At 55.6% G+C, this 16,738-nt stretch carries 20 protein-coding genes and 1 tRNA gene; 9 read left to right on the forward strand and 12 right to left on the reverse strand.

Features of this window, described 5'->3' with window-relative positions; all coding sequences use genetic code 11:
* Together ACOYIE_RS03890 and ACOYIE_RS03895 are read left to right on the forward strand one after the other, a co-directional pair.
* The coding region (locus tag ACOYIE_RS03890) for an ATP-binding protein (RefSeq protein ID WP_433410851.1) at positions 1–1,447 on the forward strand (1,447 nt) is incomplete at its 5' end.
* Entirely contained in the window at positions 1,440–2,141 is a 702-nt protein-coding gene (locus tag ACOYIE_RS03895) for a response regulator (protein ID WP_433410852.1), read from the forward strand. The genes ACOYIE_RS03890 and ACOYIE_RS03895, both read left to right, overlap by 8 nt.
* Before the next feature lie 51 nt (positions 2,142–2,192).
* On the opposite strand, the gene rbr is transcribed toward ACOYIE_RS03895, so the two are convergent.
* The 6 genes from rbr to ACOYIE_RS03925 all read right to left on the reverse strand — a co-directional run bounded on the left by rbr (position 2,193) and on the right by ACOYIE_RS03925 (position 5,921).
* Positions 2,193–2,861, reverse strand: coding sequence for a rubrerythrin (rbr, locus tag ACOYIE_RS03900; protein WP_433410853.1), 669 nt, complete (start codon positions 2,859–2,861; stop codon positions 2,193–2,195).
* A 213-nt stretch (positions 2,862–3,074) separates the two neighbouring features.
* Complete coding sequence (locus tag ACOYIE_RS03905) at positions 3,075–3,440, reverse strand: NifB/NifX family molybdenum-iron cluster-binding protein (RefSeq protein ID WP_433410869.1); 366 nt, start codon at positions 3,438–3,440, stop codon at positions 3,075–3,077.
* Between the two features lie 13 nt (positions 3,441–3,453).
* Positions 3,454–4,320, reverse strand: coding sequence for a 4Fe-4S binding protein (locus tag ACOYIE_RS03910; protein WP_433410854.1), 867 nt, complete (start codon positions 4,318–4,320; stop codon positions 3,454–3,456).
* Positions 4,317–5,141 (reverse strand): 4Fe-4S binding protein, encoded by an 825-nt coding sequence (locus ACOYIE_RS03915; protein WP_433410855.1) that lies wholly within the window; start codon positions 5,139–5,141, stop codon positions 4,317–4,319. Before ACOYIE_RS03915 ends, ACOYIE_RS03910 begins: the two co-directional genes overlap by 4 nt.
* Positions 5,138–5,488 carry a NifB/NifX family molybdenum-iron cluster-binding protein gene (locus ACOYIE_RS03920; protein WP_433410856.1) on the reverse strand — a complete coding sequence of 117 codons (351 nt, stop codon included), beginning with the start codon at positions 5,486–5,488 and terminating at the stop codon, positions 5,138–5,140. The genes ACOYIE_RS03915 and ACOYIE_RS03920 overlap by 4 nt, the downstream gene beginning before the upstream one ends.
* Positions 5,463–5,921 (reverse strand): DUF134 domain-containing protein, encoded by a 459-nt coding sequence (locus tag ACOYIE_RS03925; RefSeq protein WP_433410870.1) that lies wholly within the window; start codon positions 5,919–5,921, stop codon positions 5,463–5,465. The genes ACOYIE_RS03920 and ACOYIE_RS03925 overlap by 26 nt, the downstream gene beginning before the upstream one ends.
* Positions 5,922–6,124: 203 nt before the next feature.
* Between ACOYIE_RS03925 and ACOYIE_RS03930 the strand changes: the two genes are divergently transcribed.
* Positions 6,125–6,898 carry a 3-hydroxybutyrate dehydrogenase gene (locus tag ACOYIE_RS03930; protein WP_433410857.1) on the forward strand — a complete coding sequence of 258 codons (774 nt, stop codon included), beginning with the start codon at positions 6,125–6,127 and terminating at the stop codon, positions 6,896–6,898.
* 10 nt (positions 6,899–6,908) lie between these two features.
* A complete protein-coding gene (locus ACOYIE_RS03935; protein WP_433410858.1) occupies positions 6,909–7,841 on the forward strand; it encodes a 3-hydroxyacyl-CoA dehydrogenase family protein in 933 nt (310 codons plus the stop codon).
* Between the two features lie 105 nt (positions 7,842–7,946).
* Here ACOYIE_RS03935 and ACOYIE_RS03940 read toward each other — a convergent pair whose 3' ends face one another.
* Positions 7,947–8,345, reverse strand: a complete 399-nt coding sequence (locus tag ACOYIE_RS03940; RefSeq protein WP_433410859.1) for a hypothetical protein — start codon at positions 8,343–8,345, stop codon at positions 7,947–7,949.
* A 123-nt stretch (positions 8,346–8,468) separates the two neighbouring features.
* Positions 8,469–8,544 (reverse strand) — tRNA-Ala (locus ACOYIE_RS03945).
* A 152-nt stretch (positions 8,545–8,696) separates the two neighbouring features.
* On the opposite strand from ACOYIE_RS03945, the gene ACOYIE_RS03950 reads away from it, so the two are divergent.
* The 3 genes from ACOYIE_RS03950 to ACOYIE_RS03960 all read left to right on the forward strand — a co-directional run bounded on the left by ACOYIE_RS03950 (position 8,697) and on the right by ACOYIE_RS03960 (position 11,385).
* Complete coding sequence (locus ACOYIE_RS03950) at positions 8,697–10,109, forward strand: glycine--tRNA ligase (RefSeq protein ID WP_433410860.1); 1,413 nt, start codon at positions 8,697–8,699, stop codon at positions 10,107–10,109.
* Between the two features lie 248 nt (positions 10,110–10,357).
* Entirely contained in the window at positions 10,358–10,723 is a 366-nt protein-coding gene (locus ACOYIE_RS03955) for an ArsR/SmtB family transcription factor (protein ID WP_433410861.1), read from the forward strand.
* Complete coding sequence (locus tag ACOYIE_RS03960; RefSeq protein WP_433410862.1) at positions 10,714–11,385, forward strand: nitroreductase family protein; 672 nt, start codon at positions 10,714–10,716, stop codon at positions 11,383–11,385. The genes ACOYIE_RS03955 and ACOYIE_RS03960 overlap by 10 nt, the downstream gene beginning before the upstream one ends.
* A 113-nt stretch (positions 11,386–11,498) precedes the next feature.
* Here ACOYIE_RS03960 and ACOYIE_RS03965 read toward each other — a convergent pair whose 3' ends face one another.
* Together ACOYIE_RS03965 and ACOYIE_RS03970 are read right to left on the reverse strand one after the other, a co-directional pair.
* Positions 11,499–12,215 (reverse strand): NAD-dependent protein deacylase, encoded by a 717-nt coding sequence (locus ACOYIE_RS03965; protein WP_433410863.1) that lies wholly within the window; start codon positions 12,213–12,215, stop codon positions 11,499–11,501.
* Between the two features lie 99 nt (positions 12,216–12,314).
* Positions 12,315–12,836, reverse strand: a complete 522-nt coding sequence (locus ACOYIE_RS03970; protein ID WP_433410864.1) for a nitroreductase family protein — start codon at positions 12,834–12,836, stop codon at positions 12,315–12,317.
* 175 nt (positions 12,837–13,011) lie between these two features.
* Here ACOYIE_RS03970 and ACOYIE_RS03975 point away from each other — a divergent pair, with 175 nt between their 5' ends.
* Complete coding sequence (locus tag ACOYIE_RS03975; RefSeq protein ID WP_433410865.1) at positions 13,012–14,616, forward strand: ABC-F family ATP-binding cassette domain-containing protein; 1,605 nt, start codon at positions 13,012–13,014, stop codon at positions 14,614–14,616.
* Between the two features lie 113 nt (positions 14,617–14,729).
* On the opposite strand, the gene ACOYIE_RS03980 is transcribed toward ACOYIE_RS03975, so the two are convergent.
* Positions 14,730–15,083 (reverse strand): hypothetical protein, encoded by a 354-nt coding sequence (locus tag ACOYIE_RS03980; RefSeq protein WP_433410866.1) that lies wholly within the window; start codon positions 15,081–15,083, stop codon positions 14,730–14,732.
* Positions 15,084–15,285: 202 nt separating this feature from the next.
* On the opposite strand from ACOYIE_RS03980, the gene ACOYIE_RS03985 reads away from it, so the two are divergent.
* Positions 15,286–15,900, forward strand: coding sequence for a CpXC domain-containing protein (locus ACOYIE_RS03985; protein ID WP_433410867.1), 615 nt, complete (start codon positions 15,286–15,288; stop codon positions 15,898–15,900).
* 32 nt (positions 15,901–15,932) lie between these two features.
* On the opposite strand, the gene ACOYIE_RS03990 is transcribed toward ACOYIE_RS03985, so the two are convergent.
* Positions 15,933–16,738 (reverse strand): putative manganese transporter (locus tag ACOYIE_RS03990; RefSeq protein WP_433410868.1); only part of this gene is annotated, 806 nt, incomplete at its 5' end.

Here is a 16,738-nt window from a genome sequence, read left to right on the forward strand (position 1 = left end):
TTATCGCCTTGGGTTTACCGAGGCGAACATCATTACGCTGTATATTTTAGGGGTCATGCTGGTCTCGGTTTGGACGCAAAGTTCGGTTTGCAGTTTCCTTGCCTCTATTGCCAGCGTGCTGACCTTTAACTTCTTTTTCACGGTGCCGAGGTTTTCCCTGCGGGCCTATGACAGTGCGTATCCGGTCACGTTTCTGGTAATGTTTCTGGCGTCGCTGCTGACCGGCTCGCTGGCGAGCCGTCTGAAACTGCATGCCAAACGCTCGGCACAGGTAGCCTGGCGCACCAAGCTTTTATTTGAGACCAATCAGAATCTGCAAAAAGCGCATACACAGCAGGAGATCATCTCCATTACGGCAAAACAGCTGCGGAAGATTTTTCAGCGGGATATCGCCGCCTATCAAACGGACGGGACCGGACTGCTGGGACCGGAACTGTTTCTGACGGAAGCCGGCGCGCCGGCAGAGCGATACAAGACAGTGCAGGAGCGGGCGGTGGCGCAGTGGGTGCTTACCAATAACAAGCGGGCGGGCGCCGGAACGGAAACGCTGCCGGACGCCTGCTGTACCTATCTCTCTGTCCGGACCGGAGAGCAGGTATACGGCGTGGTGGGCGTTGCGGCTTCGGACAAGCCGCTGGATTCTTTTGAGAACAGCATTCTGCTTTCCGTGCTGAGCGAATGCGCGCTGGCGCTGGAAAACCAGAAGAACCTGGAGGAAAAAGAGGCGGCTGCGGTTTTGGCCAAGAACGAGCAGCTCCGCGCCAATCTGCTGCGCTCCATTTCGCATGATTTGCGCACGCCGCTCACATCGATTTCGGGAAATGCCAGCAACCTGCTGTCCAACGGGGAAATGTTTGACGATAAGACCAAAAAACAGATGTATGCCGACATCTACGATGATACAATGTGGCTGATTAATCTGGTGGAAAATCTGCTTTCCGTCAGCCGGCTGGAGGAGGGGGGAATGCATCTGCGCCTGTCAACCGAGCTGGTAGACGAAGTGGTTGCGGAGGCGCTGCGCCATATGAACCGCCGGAGCGTGGAATACCGGCTGCATGTGCAGGGCGGGGAGGAATATCTGCTGGCACAGATGGACGCCAAGTTGATTGTGCAGGTGCTGATTAATATGATAGACAATGCGATCAAGTACACGCCGCCGGGGTCGGAAATCAGCATCAGCTGGAAGCGTCGGGGCGGTTTTGTATATGTTTCTGTGGCGGATAACGGACCGGGTATTCCGGATGCTGCCAAGCCGCATATTTTCGATATGTTTTACAGCGCGTCCAGCCGGATTGCCGACAGCCGCCGGAGCATGGGGCTTGGGCTTGCGCTGTGCAAATCCATCGTGAATGCGCATGGGGGAGAGATCGCCGTATCCGACCGCAGGCCGCATGGAACGATTTTTACATTTTCTGTACCTGCGGGGGAGGTGGAACTGCATGAATAAACCGCTGATTCTGGTGGTGGAGGACGACGCGCCCGTCCGCAATCTGATCACGACGACGCTCAAAGCGCACGATTATCGTTTTTTGACGGCAGCAAACGGAGAAGCTGCTGTGTTGGAGGCGTCTTCGCATAATCCGGAGATTATTCTGCTTGATTTGGGATTGCCCGATATGGACGGCACAGAGGTGATTCATAAAGTGCGCTCATGGTCCAACCTGCCGATTATCGTAATCAGTGCGCGCAGTGAGGACGCCGATAAAATTGAAGCGCTGGATGCCGGTGCGGATGACTACCTGACCAAGCCGTTTTCGGTGGAAGAACTTCTTGCGCGGCTGCGGGTGACACAGCGGCGGCTGGCAGCTTTGCCGGCCGGTGCAGGGAACACGGAAGCCGTGTTTGTCAATGGCAGGCTCAGGGTGGATTATGCGGCCGGCTGCGCTTTCCTGGGCGATCAGGAGCTGCATTTGACGCCCAGCGAATATAAGCTGCTGTGCCTGCTTTGCAAAAACGTGGGCAAAGTGCTGACGCATACCTTCCTTACCCAGCAGATCTGGGGAAGAAGCTGGGAAAATGATATCGCCTCCCTCCGCGTATTTATGGCAACGCTGCGCAAGAAGCTGGAAAAAGAGCAGGGCTCGCCGCAGTATATACAAACTCATATTGGCGTGGGCTACCGGATGCTGCGCGTAGAATAAAAAGGGATTGATGCATATCGCATCAATCCCTTTTTGGTGTGTGCAGCGTGCTCAATAATTTTCAGCGCGGACTTCAAAGAAGGCCTGCGGGTGATTGCATACAGGGCACTGTTCCGGCGCTTTGACAGCCAGCACCATATGGCCGCAGTTGCGGCATTCCCACAGGGTTACGCCGCTTTTTTCAAAGACCTCCTTGGCCTCTACGTTGTGCAGCAGCTTGCGGTAGCGCTCCTCGTGGGTCTTTTCAATGGCGGCAACGCCGCGGAACTGCTCGGCCAAATCATGGAAGCCCTCCTCGTCCGCCTCGCGCGCCATCCGGTCATACATATCGGTCCATTCGTAGTTTTCGCCCTCGGCCGCGTGGAGCAGGTTTTCTGCCGTATCGCCCAGCTCGCCCAGCGCCTTAAACCACAGCTTGGCATGCTCCTTTTCGTTTTCCGCAGTTTTCAAAAAGATCTCGGCAATCTGTTCAAAACCGGCTTTTTTGGCAACAGAGGCGAAATAAGTGTATTTGTTGCGGGCCTGAGATTCGCCGGCAAAAGCTTCCCACAGGTTCTTTTCCGTTTTGCTGCCCGCAAAAGGATTTTTTGCAGGCGCCGCGGGCGCGTCCTCAATTTTAACGAATTTATCTGCCCCCTGCTGGCAGACAGGGCATTTGAAATCGGGGGTCATGGGACCTTCGTGAATATATCCGCAAACGGTGCATTTCCATTTTTCCATATGTTTTCCTCCTTGTATTCGTATGCTACCTTAGCGGCAAAGCAGGTTCCGCAGTACACGCGAGGATACTGGGGGAATCCTGTATTTGCGCCTGTATCATTTCCGTGTTCTTCTTCTGAGATACTGACAGAGACGTCGGTGCTGCCGGCAGCTTTCCGTCTTTCTGTACTGATGATACAGCGTTCCCGAAGAAATTACCGTGATAAAGTCACCTTAATGATGGCCGCCGCATTCGTCGGCATGCGCATGCTCGTGGCAGACAGAACCGGTGGAAACCAGCTCGCCGCGCAGATAGGCCTCTACGGCAGCGCGGGCATCGCCCTGGGCGCCTACAATGACCTCAACGCCGCGTTCGTTGAAGATATCCACGGCGCCGCCGCCCATGCCGCCGGAGATGATGACCTGCGCGCCGTTGTCCGCCAGGAAATTGGGCAGGAAACCGGGACGGTGGCCGGGATTGGGGATGGAATTTTCCGCGGTGATTTTGCCGTCTGCGGTGTCAAAGAGGATAAAATTTTCACAATGGCCAAAGTGGCCGGCAACGGTGGAACCCATAGCTGCAACTGCAATTTTCATGATACATTTCTCCTTTTTATAAATCAAGCAATTTGCTTGTGGTTTCAAAAATAGCCTTCAGCGCATCTCTGGCGGGGCAATCTATATCGGCAAGGCTCTTGCCGGCGTTGATTGCCTCGGACGCATGCGGATCATAAGGGATGACGCCGGCAAAGGGGATTTGCTCTGCCTGACAAAATGCACGAATGGTTTCGGTATTTTCCGGACTGACGTCCCATTTGTTTACGCAGACGGCAAGCTTTGTCTGGAAGGTTTGAGCGGTCTGCACCAGACGCTGCAAATCGCTGATGCCGGAAAGACTCGGCTCGGCCACGACCAGCACAAGGTCCATGCCGCTGACAGAGGAAATGACCGGACAGCCGATGCCGGGCGAGCCGTCCACGATGGCAAGCGCGGCGTCCTCGGGCGCATTTTTCAGCATGGCCATTTTGACCTCGGTCACAAGTTTTCCGGAATTGCCGCGGCCCATCTTCAGGCGCGCGGTGGACAATACCCCGCCGTCCAGGTAGAGTTCTTTTTGTCCGGCTATATCTTCGGCCAGACGAACCGCGCCCTGCGGGCAGACGTGGGCGCAGACGCCGCAGCCTTCGCAGGCATATTCGTTCACCTGATATTTGCCGTCCCGCCGGATGAGCGCGTCAAACCGGCAGTGGGACTGACAAAGGCCGCAGCCTGTGCATTGCGCGGGATCAATCACCGCCTTGTCCCCGCCCAGGAAAGCGGTTACAGCAGGCGGAGCAGTCTGCGCGTTTACCAGATGGAGGTTGGGCGCGTCCACGTCGCAGTCTGCCATGGCCTTTGCGCGGGCAAAGCGGATGAATGCGGCGGCGGTTGTGGTTTTTCCGGTGCCGCCCTTGCCGCTGAGAATCAACAGACGTTTCATACCGCGCCTCCAATCTGTGCGAGCAGACGAGCGAACTGCTCGTTTACCGCGGCGTTTTGCTGCAAAGCAAGCTGCCCGCGGGCAGCCAGCGCGGCGATTGCAGGGTCATAGGGAATACGGGCCAGAATGGGAAGCTGGTGTGCCCTGCAAAAATCCTCCAGCGGGGGATAGGGACTGAGCTGTTTGTTGATAACGACGCCGCAGGGTTTGTGCAGCAGCGCGGTCAGCTCGCAGACCATCTGAAAATTATGGAAGCCGAAGGCGGTTGGCTCGGCCACCAGGATGCAGTAGTCCGCGCCCATCACACTTTCCATGACCGAGCAGGCGCTGCCCGGCGGGCAGTCGATGATGGTGAGCCCCTCCGCCTGCCGGAGCGCCGCACGGATGATGGGAACGCCGGAAGCCTCGCCGGGATTTAAGATACCGGTCACCACGCGGATATTTCCGGCCATGCCGGTTTCCAGCATGCCGATGGGCTTTTCCGTTTCGGAAACGGCGCCTTCCGGACATACCAGCGCGCAGCCGCCGCAGCTGTGGCACACTTCGGGAAAGACTACGGGTTTTTCTTTGACATACATCAGTGCATGAAAGCGGCAGAACGATACGCATTTTTTGCATCCGGTACATTTTTCGGCGTTAAAAGCCGGAAGCAACGTACATACCGCCGTTTGCTGCACGTTTTGCGGTTTGAGGAACAGGCGGCCGTTCGGTTCCTCCACATCACAGTCAATATAGGTTGCTTTGTCGGCTGCGGCCGCCAGGTTGACTGCGACCATTGTTTTTCCGGCGCCGCCCTTGCCGCTTAAACAGGCGATTTTCATTGTATGCCGTGAAAACCGCCGTGGAACTGTGTCAGTTCGGGCAGTTTTCCCTCCTGCAGAGCGGCCAGATTTTCTGCGGCAGTCTGGCAGAGCGATTTGTAAATCTTCATGCCGGCCGCCTGAAACACTTCTGCCGCGTTCTGTCCGCAGCGGACGGTGATCAGAACGTCGGCTGCGTTGTCCACCAGAAACTGCGCGGCCTGAATGCCTGCGCCGCCCTGAGCCTGCGCCGCAGGGTTTTCTGCTATGGTCTCTTTCCCGTCTTCCCAGAACAGGAAATAGGGCGCCCGCGCCAGAACAATACAGACGTCCTGCTGGTTTTCATCCAGCGGTATGGCAATTTTCATCACAACAATCCTCCTCGTCGGTCGGTTTCATGCAGCCAATGCGGTGCCTGCGGCAGCCGCCGCAGGCGCAGAATTCTTCGCTGCCATCGCAAAGCTGATAATCTCCGCCTTCTATGCGGAGCGGGCGGCCGTCCACCAGCGCTTCTGCCAGTTTTTTTCTGGCGGCGGTGTAAATCGCCTGCACCGTTGTGCGCGCCACCTGCATATAATTGCTGCATTCCTCCTGCGAAAAACCCTGCCTGTCAATCAGGCGGATGGCTTCAAATTCGTCTACCGTCAGGATGACCGCAGGATTGCAGGCAGAACCTTCCGTTGGCAAAAATTCTTTCCAACGCGGCATTTGGCACACCCTTCTGCACTTTTTTGGCCGTGGCATTGGTCGTACCTCCTTGCATACAGTGTGTCTGACGGCTTGGCTCAGAGCCAAAACCATTGCTGACATATGTCGCTTATTGCTTTTAGTATAGCACGTTTCTGGCATATGTCAACTATATAATTGACATATGACGAAAATAACAGAAAACCTGCCGCTTGCAATCTGCGAGGCGGGAATTTATAATAAAATCAGGCTGCCGTGCAGAAGAAATCGTGGTTTTGGCAGGTTTTGGCAAGTATTGAATTGGGGAGGAACCGATTATGGAGAAAAAGTCTGCGCTGATTACCGGCGCTGCGTCAGGGATTGGCAGAGCGTGCGCAGAGCGCATGGCGCGGGAAGGATACGGCGTTGTTGTGGCGGACTGGAATCTGGCCGGCGCGGAGGAAGTTGCAGCCGGTATCTGTGCGGAAGGGCTGTCCGCGATTGCGGTATGCATGGACGTTTCTGACGAGCAGGCGGTCGAAGCGGGATTTGACCGCATGGTGGAGGAATACGGCGGCTGCGATTTGGTGATGTCCAACGCCGGCATACAGATCGTCCATCCGTTTGAGGAGTATCCGTTTTCTGACTGGCGCCGGATGATGGCGGTTCATGCAGACGGTGCGTTTCTGGTCTCCCGTGCGGCATTCCGCCGGATGAAGCGTTCTGGAAAAGGCGGACGGATTGTGTTCACGGGTTCGGTGCAGTCCTTTGTGGGGTCCAAGCTGAAAGAACCCTATAACTTTGCCAAGCACGGCGTGGCAGGACTGGCCAAGGCGATTGCCAGAGAGGGCGCAGAAGACCATATTTATACCTATACGATTTGCCCCAGCTTCATCAGAACGCCGCTGGTGGATAAACAGATTCCGGAGCAGGCGGCTTCGCTGGGCATCAGCGAGGAAGAGGTGGTCAGAAACATCATGCTGCGCGATACGGTAGACGGTGTGTTTACCACGGTAGAGGATGTGGCCAATACGCTGGCATTTCTGGCCAACGACCAGGGCGCGCTCACCGGACAGTCGATCCGGCTGACGCACGGCTGGGCGATGCAGTAAGGAGGGACGTATGGAAAAAGTTGCGGTATTTGGCGCGGGCACAATCGGGTCCTGTCAGGCGACGCTGCTCATCGGCCACGGCCTGCCCTGTACGGTAATCGGGCATTCCGAACAGGGCCTTGCGCGCTGCCGCGGGGCGGTGGAGCAGAACTGGGATGATTTGATTGCCCAGGGACTGGCATCGGCGCGCAACAAGGCGGCGGCAATGCGGCTGCTGACGATTACCAACGATGCGGAAGCGCTGTCCGGCTGCACGTTTGTATTTGAAGCGGTGGCAGAGGACACTGCGGTCAAACAGCAGGTCTATCGTGCGATTGAAGCGCATGCTGCGCCGGAAGCCGTCATCGCGTCCTGCACCTCCTCCATTGACGCGGGCATCCTGGCCGGATTGACCGCGCGGCCTGACCGGCTGCTGATTGCGCATCCGTTTCAGCCGGTGCATATGCTGCCGCTGGTGGAAGTGGTGCGGCATGATGGCACATCGGAGCAGACGCTTGCGCGCACAACGGCGCTGCTGGAAACGCTGCACCGGCAGGTGGTGGTGCTGCACCGCAGTGTGCCGGGCTTTCTGGTCAACCGGTTTGCGCAGGCGCTTTTCCGCGAATCCATTTACCTGATTGAGCAGGGCGTAACGACTGCGGCGGATATCGACAGGGCGATCAAATATGCCGTCGGTATGCGGTATACGTCCATCGGCCTGCTGGAATATTTTGATGCAGTGGGATTTGGACTGGAAAAAGCCATTGCGGAAAATGTTTATCCCAGCCTGTGCGATGAAACGGCCATCCAGCAGACGGTGCTGGAGGGACTGCGGACAGGAAAGACCGGACAGGCCGCCGGAGCGGGGCTCTATGACTGGTCCCAAAAGGATGAAGATGATTTTCGCTATCGCAAACAGTGCCCGTATTTTGACGGTGTCAGGGAATGGACGATGCCGGAGTAAGAGGCGGCATCAATTGCGGAAGAACGGCATTATAAAGGCATCGACTGGACGCGCGGCGGGCGTGTCAATGCGGAAGCGTTGGCATGTCTGCCGCGTTTTGCGCAGTCATACGCCGAGAAGATACAGGCCGTTGTATTCTGCGGCGTCGGATAACCAGGCAAGCAGGATCTGGGAGTCTGCGGGCTTTTCTTTTTTTAACTTTTCTATGATACACATGGTTTGCTCCAGCGTGTAGTAGTTGATTCCGCAATAGTCCACGGGCCCGCACTCGCCGTTTGGGTAGTAACCGCCTTGAAAGATTTCTCCGTATATGGCATAAAAGGTGTTCATATCGTCGCCATAGAGATAAAGAGAATCCTCTTTAAAATGATGGATGTCTTCGTCTCCGATAGATATGATTTTTTCCAAGGAAGCGCCTCGCTCTAATTTACACATCTGGAACTCCACAAAGTCAGAACCGCCGAATGCGCGTCTCTCTTCCTGTGATGCAAATGTATGAAACAACATCGCTTTTCCTCCTGAGTGCTGCGTATAAAATTTGGAACCGCAGCACATTCGTATATTTATACCAGTATAGCATTGTAAGACAAAAAAAGCTTGCTTTATCTTTTGATAAAGCAAGCTTTTTGGTGGACCTGAAGAGATTCGAACTCTCGACCTCTCGGATGCGAACCGAACGCTCTCCCAACTGAGCTACAGGCCCATAGTCTTTTGTTTTGCGTGTTCAGCAGTTTGAAACAACTGCCCTTGACAAGTTATAATTATACATGTAGAATAAACACATGTCAAGCGTTTTTTGGAGCGTTTGTCAAAAAAAGCGTGCATCAGCCAGATGCGCCAAAAGGAGAATGAAAAATGAAAAACAGCGAAAAGACCATGGAAAAAATCGTTGCCCTGTGTAAGGGACGCGGCTTCGTCTACTCCGGTTCGGAGATTTACGGCGGCCTTGCCAATACATGGGACTATGGCCCGCTCGGCGTGGAGTTCAAAAACAACGTCAAGGCTGCGTGGCGCAAGAAGTTCGTGCAGGAAAGCCCGTACAATGTTGGTTTGGATGCGGCCATCCTGATGAATCCGACCACTTGGGTCGCGTCGGGCCATGTCGGCGGTTTTTCCGATCCGCTGATGGACTGCAAGGAGTGCAAGGAGCGCTTCCGCGCAGATAAGGTGATTGAGGACTGGTGCCAGGAGAACAATTTCGACCTCGGCCGAAGCGTGGACGGTATGAGCCAGACTGAGATGAAGGCTTTCATTGATGAGCATGAGATTGCCTGCCCGACCTGCGGCAAGCACAACTGGACGGATATCCGCCAGTTCAACCTGATGTTCAAGACCTTCCAGGGCGTTACCGAAAACGCAAAGAACGAGCTGTTCCTCCGTCCGGAGACGGCACAGGGCATTTTTGTAAACTTCCAGAACGTACAGCGCACCACCCGCAAGAAGATTCCGTTCGGCGTCGGTCAGGTGGGCAAGTCTTTCCGCAATGAGATTACGCCGGGCAACTTCACCTTCCGTACCCGTGAGTTTGAGCAGATGGAGCTGGAGTTCTTCTGCAAGCCGGGCACCGATCTTGAGTGGTTCAAATACTGGAAGGATTTCTGCCACCAGTGGCTGCTTGATCTCGGCATGAAGGACGAGAACCTGCGTCTGCGCGACCATGACCCCGAGGAGCTGTCTCACTACTCCAATGCGACGACGGATATCGAGTATCTGTTCCCGTTTGGCTGGGGCGAGCTGTGGGGTATTGCCGACCGCACGGATTTCGACCTGACCCAGCATCAGAACACATCGGGCGTTTCGATGGAGTACTTCGATCAGGAAGCAAACGAGAAGTATATCCCGTATGTTGTTGAGCCGTCGCTGGGCGCAGACCGCGTTGCGCTGGCCTTCCTGTGCGAAGCATACGACGAAGAAGTGGTCGGTCAGGATAAGAACGGCAAGGACGATGTCCGCACCGTACTGCGCCTGCATCCGGCGCTCGCGCCGTTCAAGGCTGCCGTGCTGCCGCTTTCCAAAAAGCTGAGCGCGCAGGCCATGCCGGTTTGGGAGAAGCTGTCCAAAAAGTTTAATGTGGACTTTGACGACGCCGGCTCGATCGGCAAGCGTTACCGCCGTGAGGACGAGATTGGCACGCCGTTCTGCATCACTGTGGACTTTGAGACCGAGCAGGATGGCTGCGTCACCGTGCGCGACCGCGATACCATGGAGCAGGAGCGCGTGAAGATTGACGATCTGACCCACTACCTTGCCAAGAAACTGGTATATTAAGAGAAAATCAACAGCAAAGCCGCCGCAATTTTGCGGCGGCTTTTTTTCGCCCGGCTTTGGCATAAAAAGCACAGCCCCCCTGCATCGCGCATACTGCACGATATGGAGCGGCGCTGTATAGCAGGGCGGAATCTGGAAATGGTCTCGATTTTCTTTCCCGTTGTACCCCGAAACGGATGGTTGTGGTATAATAGCGGCAGGCCGGTGCCGCGGAAGTGGTCTGCGGGCCTGCGGAGGGGGAAATACCGATGAACTGTATGGACAATTGCCTTGCGCTGGCGCAGGGTTTTGCAAAGGAACGCGAGCTGCTTTGGGCGCTCGGAGAGCAGACGCGGCAGCAGGTGTTTTTGGTTCTGCTGGAGCAGGAGGACCAGAACGGCGGCTTGCGCGTGGGTGAGATCGCGCAGCGGGCGCATTTATCGCGTCCGGCCGTTTCGCATCACCTGCGCATCCTGCGGCAGACCGGCATCGTCCGTCTGCGAAAGATGGGTACAAAAAGTTATTACAGCATGAATGCAGAAACAGAAATCTGGGATGAATTGCATGCTTTGCTTGGCAGAGTCTGCGCGGTGGTACATCGGGCGCAGGAGAAAGGAGCGGAAAAATGGATGTGATGCAGGCGATACAGGCGCGTCATTCCGTGCGGTGTTATACGGAACGGGCCATTGAAAAAGAGGTGCGGACGGCGCTGGAAGCGGAAATTGCCGCGTGCAACGCGGAGAGCGGGCTGCACATGCAACTGGTCACGGATGAACCGGAGGCGTTTACCGGTCTGCTGGCCCACTACGGTAAGTTTTCCGGCGTAAGGAACTATATTGTGCTGGCAGGCCCGAAAGGCGCAGGACTGGAAGAAAAAGTCGGGTATTACGGCGAGCGGGTTGCGCTGCGCGCGCAGATGCTGGGCCTGAATACCTGCTGGGTTGCATTGACATTCCGCAGAGGGAAAACGCGCTGCGTTCTGGAACAGGGAGAAAAACTGGTGTGCGTGCTGGCGGTTGGCTACGGCTGTACGCAGGGGGTGCCGCATAAAAGCAAACCGATGGAAAAATTGTGCCGCGTGACCGGACCGATGCCGGTATGGTTCCGGAACGGAATGGAGGCGGCCTTGCTGGCCCCGACGGCGGTCAATCAGCAGAAATTCTGCATCACACTGGCAGATGGAGCGGTCCGTGCGGCCGCGACCGGCGGCTTTTATGACAAGGTGGATTTGGGAATCGTCAAATACCATTTTGAGCAGGGCGCAGGCGGAGCATATGTCTTTCATAAAAAAGACTGATTGGTTGTTTTTGCGGTTTCGGTGTAAAAAAACAGGCGAATTGGCGCTTTATAACGAAAAAGAGACTGCTGAAAATTACAGCAGTCTCTTTGGGTTTATGAAAGTATACGCCGTTACAGCTGAGAAAAAACCTCGCCGATGGCATCGTGAATGACCAGGTCCGCGCGTCGGTCGGCCGGCGTTTCTGTTTTGTTAATCAGTACCAGCCTGCTGCCGCGGTAGTAGTTAATCAGGCTGGCCGCCGGATAGACCGCGAGCGAGGTGCCGCCGATGATCAGAATATCCGCGTTGGCGATGTACTCCACACTTTTGTTGATGGTGTAGTTGTCCAGACTTTCTTCGTACAGTACAACGTCCGGTTTGATCATGCCGCCGCAGGAACAGCGGGGAATGCCCTGACCTGCGGCGATGTCACGCACATCATAGGGCTTGCGGCAGCGCATGCAGTAATTGCGCAGCACGGAGCCGTGCAGTTCCAGCACTTCTCTGGAGCCTGCTTTCTGGTGCAGCCCGTCAATGTTCTGGGTGACGACGGCACGGCATTTGCCCTGCTGTTCCCATTCTGCAAGCTTGCGGTGGGCGGCGTTGGGCTGTGCGTCGAGCGCCAGCATTTTTGCACGGTAAAACCGATAAAACTCATCTGGTTCGGATAGAAAGAAAGAGTGGCTCAAAATGGTTTCGGGCGGATATTTGTACTGCTGGTTATACAGCCCGTCCACCGAGCGGAAATCCGGAATGCCGCTCTCGGTCGATACGCCGGCGCCGCCGAAGAATACGATGTTATCGCTGGCGTCGATCCATTCTTTGAGTTTTGCAACATTTGCCTCCATTTTGTATCCTCCTCTTTGGGCTGGTGCTGTCTGTCTGTAAGCAAAAGTGAGATTTTCAAGCGCTGCGGCCAAAGGGCGCGGCCCTTTCCTGCAAAACGGTTACTCGGTAAAGGTGACCTTGCCTTCCTTGCGGGGTTTGGCAGGCGTTTCCTTGGCGATGTAGCCGATGGAGGCCGAGCAGATGACAATGTGATCTTCAGGCACGCCGTATTCGGTCAGCAGGGTGCGGACTTCGGGCTTGTCGCAGGTTTCGCGGAGCTGATTGATCCAGCACGAACCGAGACCCAGCTCGGTTGCCATCAGCAGCAGGTTTTCCATGGCGGCGGCGCCGTCCACAAAGGCATGATGCTCGTCCCGCTTGTAGGAAATGATAATCTGCACAGGCGAGCCGTAAAAATTATATTCGGGACCGCGGTTATCCACTGCGGCAACAGCGCGGGCCAGTTTATAGGATTTTTCTGCATTGTAAACAACGGTGAAATGCCAGAGGAACTTGCCAACGCCGGAAGGCGCCCACTCGGCGGCCTCGACAAGCTGCATAATTTGTTCTTTGGGGGGTAACTCGGGCTGGAACGCGCGCGTGGAACGGCGGGATTTGATAATGTTCATCAGTTCGGACATGCAGGGATACCTCCTTAAATAACAGTTTAAATATAGTATAGCGGTTTCTGAAAGGCAATTCAAGACAAGGTATACAAAAATTGACGAAAGTGAGGAATCCCCTGTAAAAGCGCGCGGTATTGTGGTATACTGATACGGATTGAAAATGATACAAAAATGGAGGATAAGAGCCTTTATGATTACGATTTCCGATCTGAGCCTGAATTTCAGCGGCGAGCCGTTGTTCAAGGACGTCAACCTGAAATTTACCGAGGGCAACTGCTACGGTGTCATCGGCGCGAATGGCGCGGGCAAGTCCACGTTCCTGCGCATCCTGTCGGGCGATCTGGACGCTTCGACCGGTACGGTTTCCATCAAGCCGAATACCCGCATGAGCGTGCTCAAACAGGACCATTTTGCGTTTAACGAGGAAACGGTGCTGAACACCGTGCTGGGCGGCAACCCGCGCCTGCTGGAGGTTATGCACGAAAAGGATGCGCTGTACACCAAGGAGGACTTTACCGAGGAAGACGGCAACCGCGCCGCCGAGCTGGAGGCAGAGTTTGCCGAGATGGGCGGCTGGGACGCCGAAACGGAGGCAAGCCAGCTGCTCAACGGTCTGGGATTGGACGCAGACGCTATTTTGTATACCGAGATGAAAAACCTTGGCGACGTGGAAAAGGTCAAGGTGCTGCTGGCCCGCGCGCTGTTCGGCAAGCCGGACATTCTGCTGCTTGACGAGCCGACCAACCATCTGGACATTCAGGCGGTGCGCTGGCTGGAGGATTTTCTGGCGGATTTTGAAGGCACCGTGCTTGTGGTATCGCACGACCGTCACTTCCTGAACAACGTATGTACGCATATCGTGGATATCGACTTCGGCAAGATCAAGCTCTATGTCGGTAACTATGAGTTCTGGTATGAATCCTCTCAGCTGGTGCAGCGCATGATCAAGGACCAGAACCGCAAAAACGAAGAGAAAATCAAGGAGCTGCAAAACTTCATCCAGCGCTTTGCGGCAAACAAGTCCAAGTCCCGTCAGGCAACCAGCCGCCGCAAGCTGATTGATAAGCTGACGGTGGAGGAAATGCCGGCGTCCTCCCGCCGGTATCCGTGGGTTGCGTTCCAGCAGGACAGGGAAGCGGGCAAGGATATTCTGGAGGTGCGCGGCATTTCCAAAACGATTGACGGCGAAAAGGTGCTGGACAACGTTTCCTTCATCGTGCGCCGCGGCGATAAGATCGCCTTTATTTCGGATAACGAGCTGGCGATGACCACGCTGTTCCAGATTCTGATGGGTGAGATCAAGCCGGACGAGGGCAGCTTTAAGTGGGGCGTCACCACCTCGCAGAGCTATTTCCCCAAGGATAACAACGAGTTCTTTGAAGGACACGAGGAGAACATGCTCGACTGGATTGCGCCGTATTCGCAGACGGATACGCTGGAAAGCACGCTGCGCGGCTTCCTTGGACGGATGCTGTTTTCGGGCGATGACGTATATAAGCCGGTGCGTGTGCTCTCGGGCGGCGAAAAGGTGCGCCTGATGCTGGCGCGCATGATGCTGTTCGGCTCGAACGTACTGGTGGTCGACCAGCCGACCAACCACCTTGACCTGGAATCCATCACGGCGGTCAACAACGGTGTGCGCGACTTTAAGGGCACGGTGCTGTTTGCATCGCACGACCATGAGTTTGTGCAGACGATCGCGACCCGCATCATCGAGATTCGCGGTACCGGCGTGCTGGATAAGGAATGCACTTATGACGAATTCCTTGAATTCCGCGAAACCTATCAGGGCTGATGCGGCAGAAATACGCATCCATATGAAAAAACAGCGCACGGCTATGCCGTGCGCTGCGCAATGTGCGGCGTTTTTTGCGACGCAGCCGCAGGAAGAGCGGCCGCAGAATGGCATTATGGCTGGGTGCGCTTCTGGAAAATATATCGTGCGCACAGCATGGTGAGCAGGCCAAGCAGCAGGTATGCGCCTGCATAGAACAGAAAAGCGGTATCCGGACCGAACAGATATTGGGCGGTCAGCCAGAACAGAATAGCGGACAAGATGGGCAGAATCCACGGTAAGCGGGCGTGTTTGCCTGCAAAAAAACCGATCAGGATGCTGCAAAGCGGGTTGACGAAATAGAATAAAAACATCATCGCCATCATGCCCGCAGCCGGCGGAACAAAGCGCACTGCGGCCAGGGGCAGCAGCACAAACACGCCCAGCATCAGGGCGAGCGGGGCAAATAAACGGGACGAAAAGCGCATAATAAGCCTCCTTTTCGGACACGAATGAATGCATAACGATAGATATCATAAATATAACATACGCTGTGCAGAAACGTCAAGCAGATGCGCACCCGTTCGCTTTTGCACTGCGGCAGCATATAGACGACTATATCTTGCCTGATGCCTGCGTTTTGTGGTATACTGTATTTTAATGGGTATCAACAAGGAGGAAAACGCAGCCATGACTATCACTTGCCCGCACTGTCAGTCTGAAAACGATTTTAAAGTGCTTGACCACATCAATATTGACCGAAATCCTGAGCTGCGTGCCAAGGTACAGGACCTGTCCTGCTTCCGCGTCAAATGCCCCAACTGCGGAGAGACGGCGCTTGCCGTCCATCCCTGCCTGTATCATGATATGTCAAACCAGTTTATGGTTTGGCTCTGGCCGGAGGAAGAGGCTGCGCCGGAGGCGCAGTTTGACCCGCTGGCCGGCTATACGCTGCGCGTTGTGGACAGTCTGAACGGTTTTCGCGAAAAAATCGCCATATTGGAATGCGGTCTGGACGACCGTGCAGTGGAACTGATGAAGCTGCTGCTTTTGATGCAGATTACGCATGACCTGGATGTGGTAGAGCTGCTGTTTCATGCGCTGGACGAGAAAACGGGCGAGTTCCGTTTTGTTGCCGTGCTGTCTGATGGAGCGGAGCAGTATGCTGCGATGCCGGGAAGCATATATCAGCGGCTGCGCGAAGATATAGAAACCTATCTGTATACGCCGTCTTCCGGCTTTGCAAAGATTGATATGAACTGGGCGAGGGAATCGCTCAGTCTGCTGCATGAAATGGGCGAATAAAAAACGGCCTTTCCGAAGAAAGACCGTAAAAATCAGCCCAACAAAAGCTGAATCAGCATGCCGCCGATGACCGCAATGGCGAAGGTGGCTGCGATGATGGGCAGCGCGCGCCGCCGGCCCTCTTTTTCCTGAAACAGCACAATATAGCCGAAGCCTGCGCCGGTGGAAAGACCGGCTACCAGCGCGCCGAAACTGATGGTGCCGCTGACATACAGCTCGGAGAGCAATACGCTCATGGCGCAGCTTGGAACCAGGCCGAGTACGGCGCACAGAAGCGGCTGCAGCATGGAATCGGACAGCAGCAGGGAAGCCATGCGCGCTTCTCCAATCCAGGAGACGAACAGGTTGAGCACGAACAGCACGGCGAACAGGAACAGCGCGGTTTTGACGGTTCGCCAGAGGACAACCGCAACAGGCGAGCCCTGACCGCAGCCACACCCCTCAATTTCAATTTCAAGCGGTTCGTCGTCGTCTTTGGCGGGGCGCTCGCGGAACACGGTCAGCCGCAGAAGATAGCCGCCGGCCACGGCAAGCACAAATTTGACGACAAGCAGCAGCACTACCTGCTGCACGCCCGCGCCGCCGGCGAGCAGAACGGGCACGGCCTCGTCCGAAGTGGCAAGGAATACGGAAACCAGCGTGGCCGGCGCAAGGCATTCATAGGTAAAAAGCGCGGCTGCCGCGGCAGAAAAGCCGCACTGCGGAATGGTACCGGCGAGCGCGCCGACAATTGGCCCGAACTGCGCTGCACGGGACAAGAGGGCGGGCGTGTTCGTCAGGCGATTCTCAATATAATAGAGAAGCGCGTAAACCAGCAATAGCAGCGGCAACGTTTTGA

This window comes from Agathobaculum sp. (assembly GCF_050946325.1).
Classification (GTDB): domain Bacteria; phylum Bacillota; class Clostridia; order Oscillospirales; family Butyricicoccaceae; genus Agathobaculum.

Coding starts and splice junctions, on each gene's coding strand:
- ACOYIE_RS03895 (WP_433410852.1), top strand. CDS start 1,440: ATGAATAAACCGCTGATTCTGGTGGTGGAGGACGACGCGCCCGTCCGC.
- rbr (WP_433410853.1), bottom strand. CDS start 2,861: ATGGAAAAATGGAAATGCACCGTTTGCGGATATATTCACGAAGGTCCC.
- ACOYIE_RS03910 (WP_433410854.1), bottom strand. CDS start 4,320: ATGAAACGTCTGTTGATTCTCAGCGGCAAGGGCGGCACCGGAAAAACC.
- ACOYIE_RS03915 (WP_433410855.1), bottom strand. CDS start 5,141: ATGAAAATCGCCTGTTTAAGCGGCAAGGGCGGCGCCGGAAAAACAATG.
- ACOYIE_RS03920 (WP_433410856.1), bottom strand. CDS start 5,488: ATGAAAATTGCCATACCGCTGGATGAAAACCAGCAGGACGTCTGTATT.
- ACOYIE_RS03925 (WP_433410870.1), bottom strand. CDS start 5,921: ATGGTTTTGGCTCTGAGCCAAGCCGTCAGACACACTGTATGCAAGGAG.
- ACOYIE_RS03930 (WP_433410857.1), top strand. CDS start 6,125: ATGGAGAAAAAGTCTGCGCTGATTACCGGCGCTGCGTCAGGGATTGGC.
- ACOYIE_RS03935 (WP_433410858.1), top strand. CDS start 6,909: ATGGAAAAAGTTGCGGTATTTGGCGCGGGCACAATCGGGTCCTGTCAG.
- ACOYIE_RS03950 (WP_433410860.1), top strand. CDS start 8,697: ATGAAAAACAGCGAAAAGACCATGGAAAAAATCGTTGCCCTGTGTAAG.
- ACOYIE_RS03955 (WP_433410861.1), top strand. CDS start 10,358: ATGAACTGTATGGACAATTGCCTTGCGCTGGCGCAGGGTTTTGCAAAG.
- ACOYIE_RS03960 (WP_433410862.1), top strand. CDS start 10,714: ATGGATGTGATGCAGGCGATACAGGCGCGTCATTCCGTGCGGTGTTAT.
- ACOYIE_RS03965 (WP_433410863.1), bottom strand. CDS start 12,215: ATGGAGGCAAATGTTGCAAAACTCAAAGAATGGATCGACGCCAGCGAT.
- ACOYIE_RS03970 (WP_433410864.1), bottom strand. CDS start 12,836: ATGTCCGAACTGATGAACATTATCAAATCCCGCCGTTCCACGCGCGCG.
- ACOYIE_RS03975 (WP_433410865.1), top strand. CDS start 13,012: ATGATTACGATTTCCGATCTGAGCCTGAATTTCAGCGGCGAGCCGTTG.
- ACOYIE_RS03980 (WP_433410866.1), bottom strand. CDS start 15,083: ATGCGCTTTTCGTCCCGTTTATTTGCCCCGCTCGCCCTGATGCTGGGC.
- ACOYIE_RS03985 (WP_433410867.1), top strand. CDS start 15,286: ATGACTATCACTTGCCCGCACTGTCAGTCTGAAAACGATTTTAAAGTG.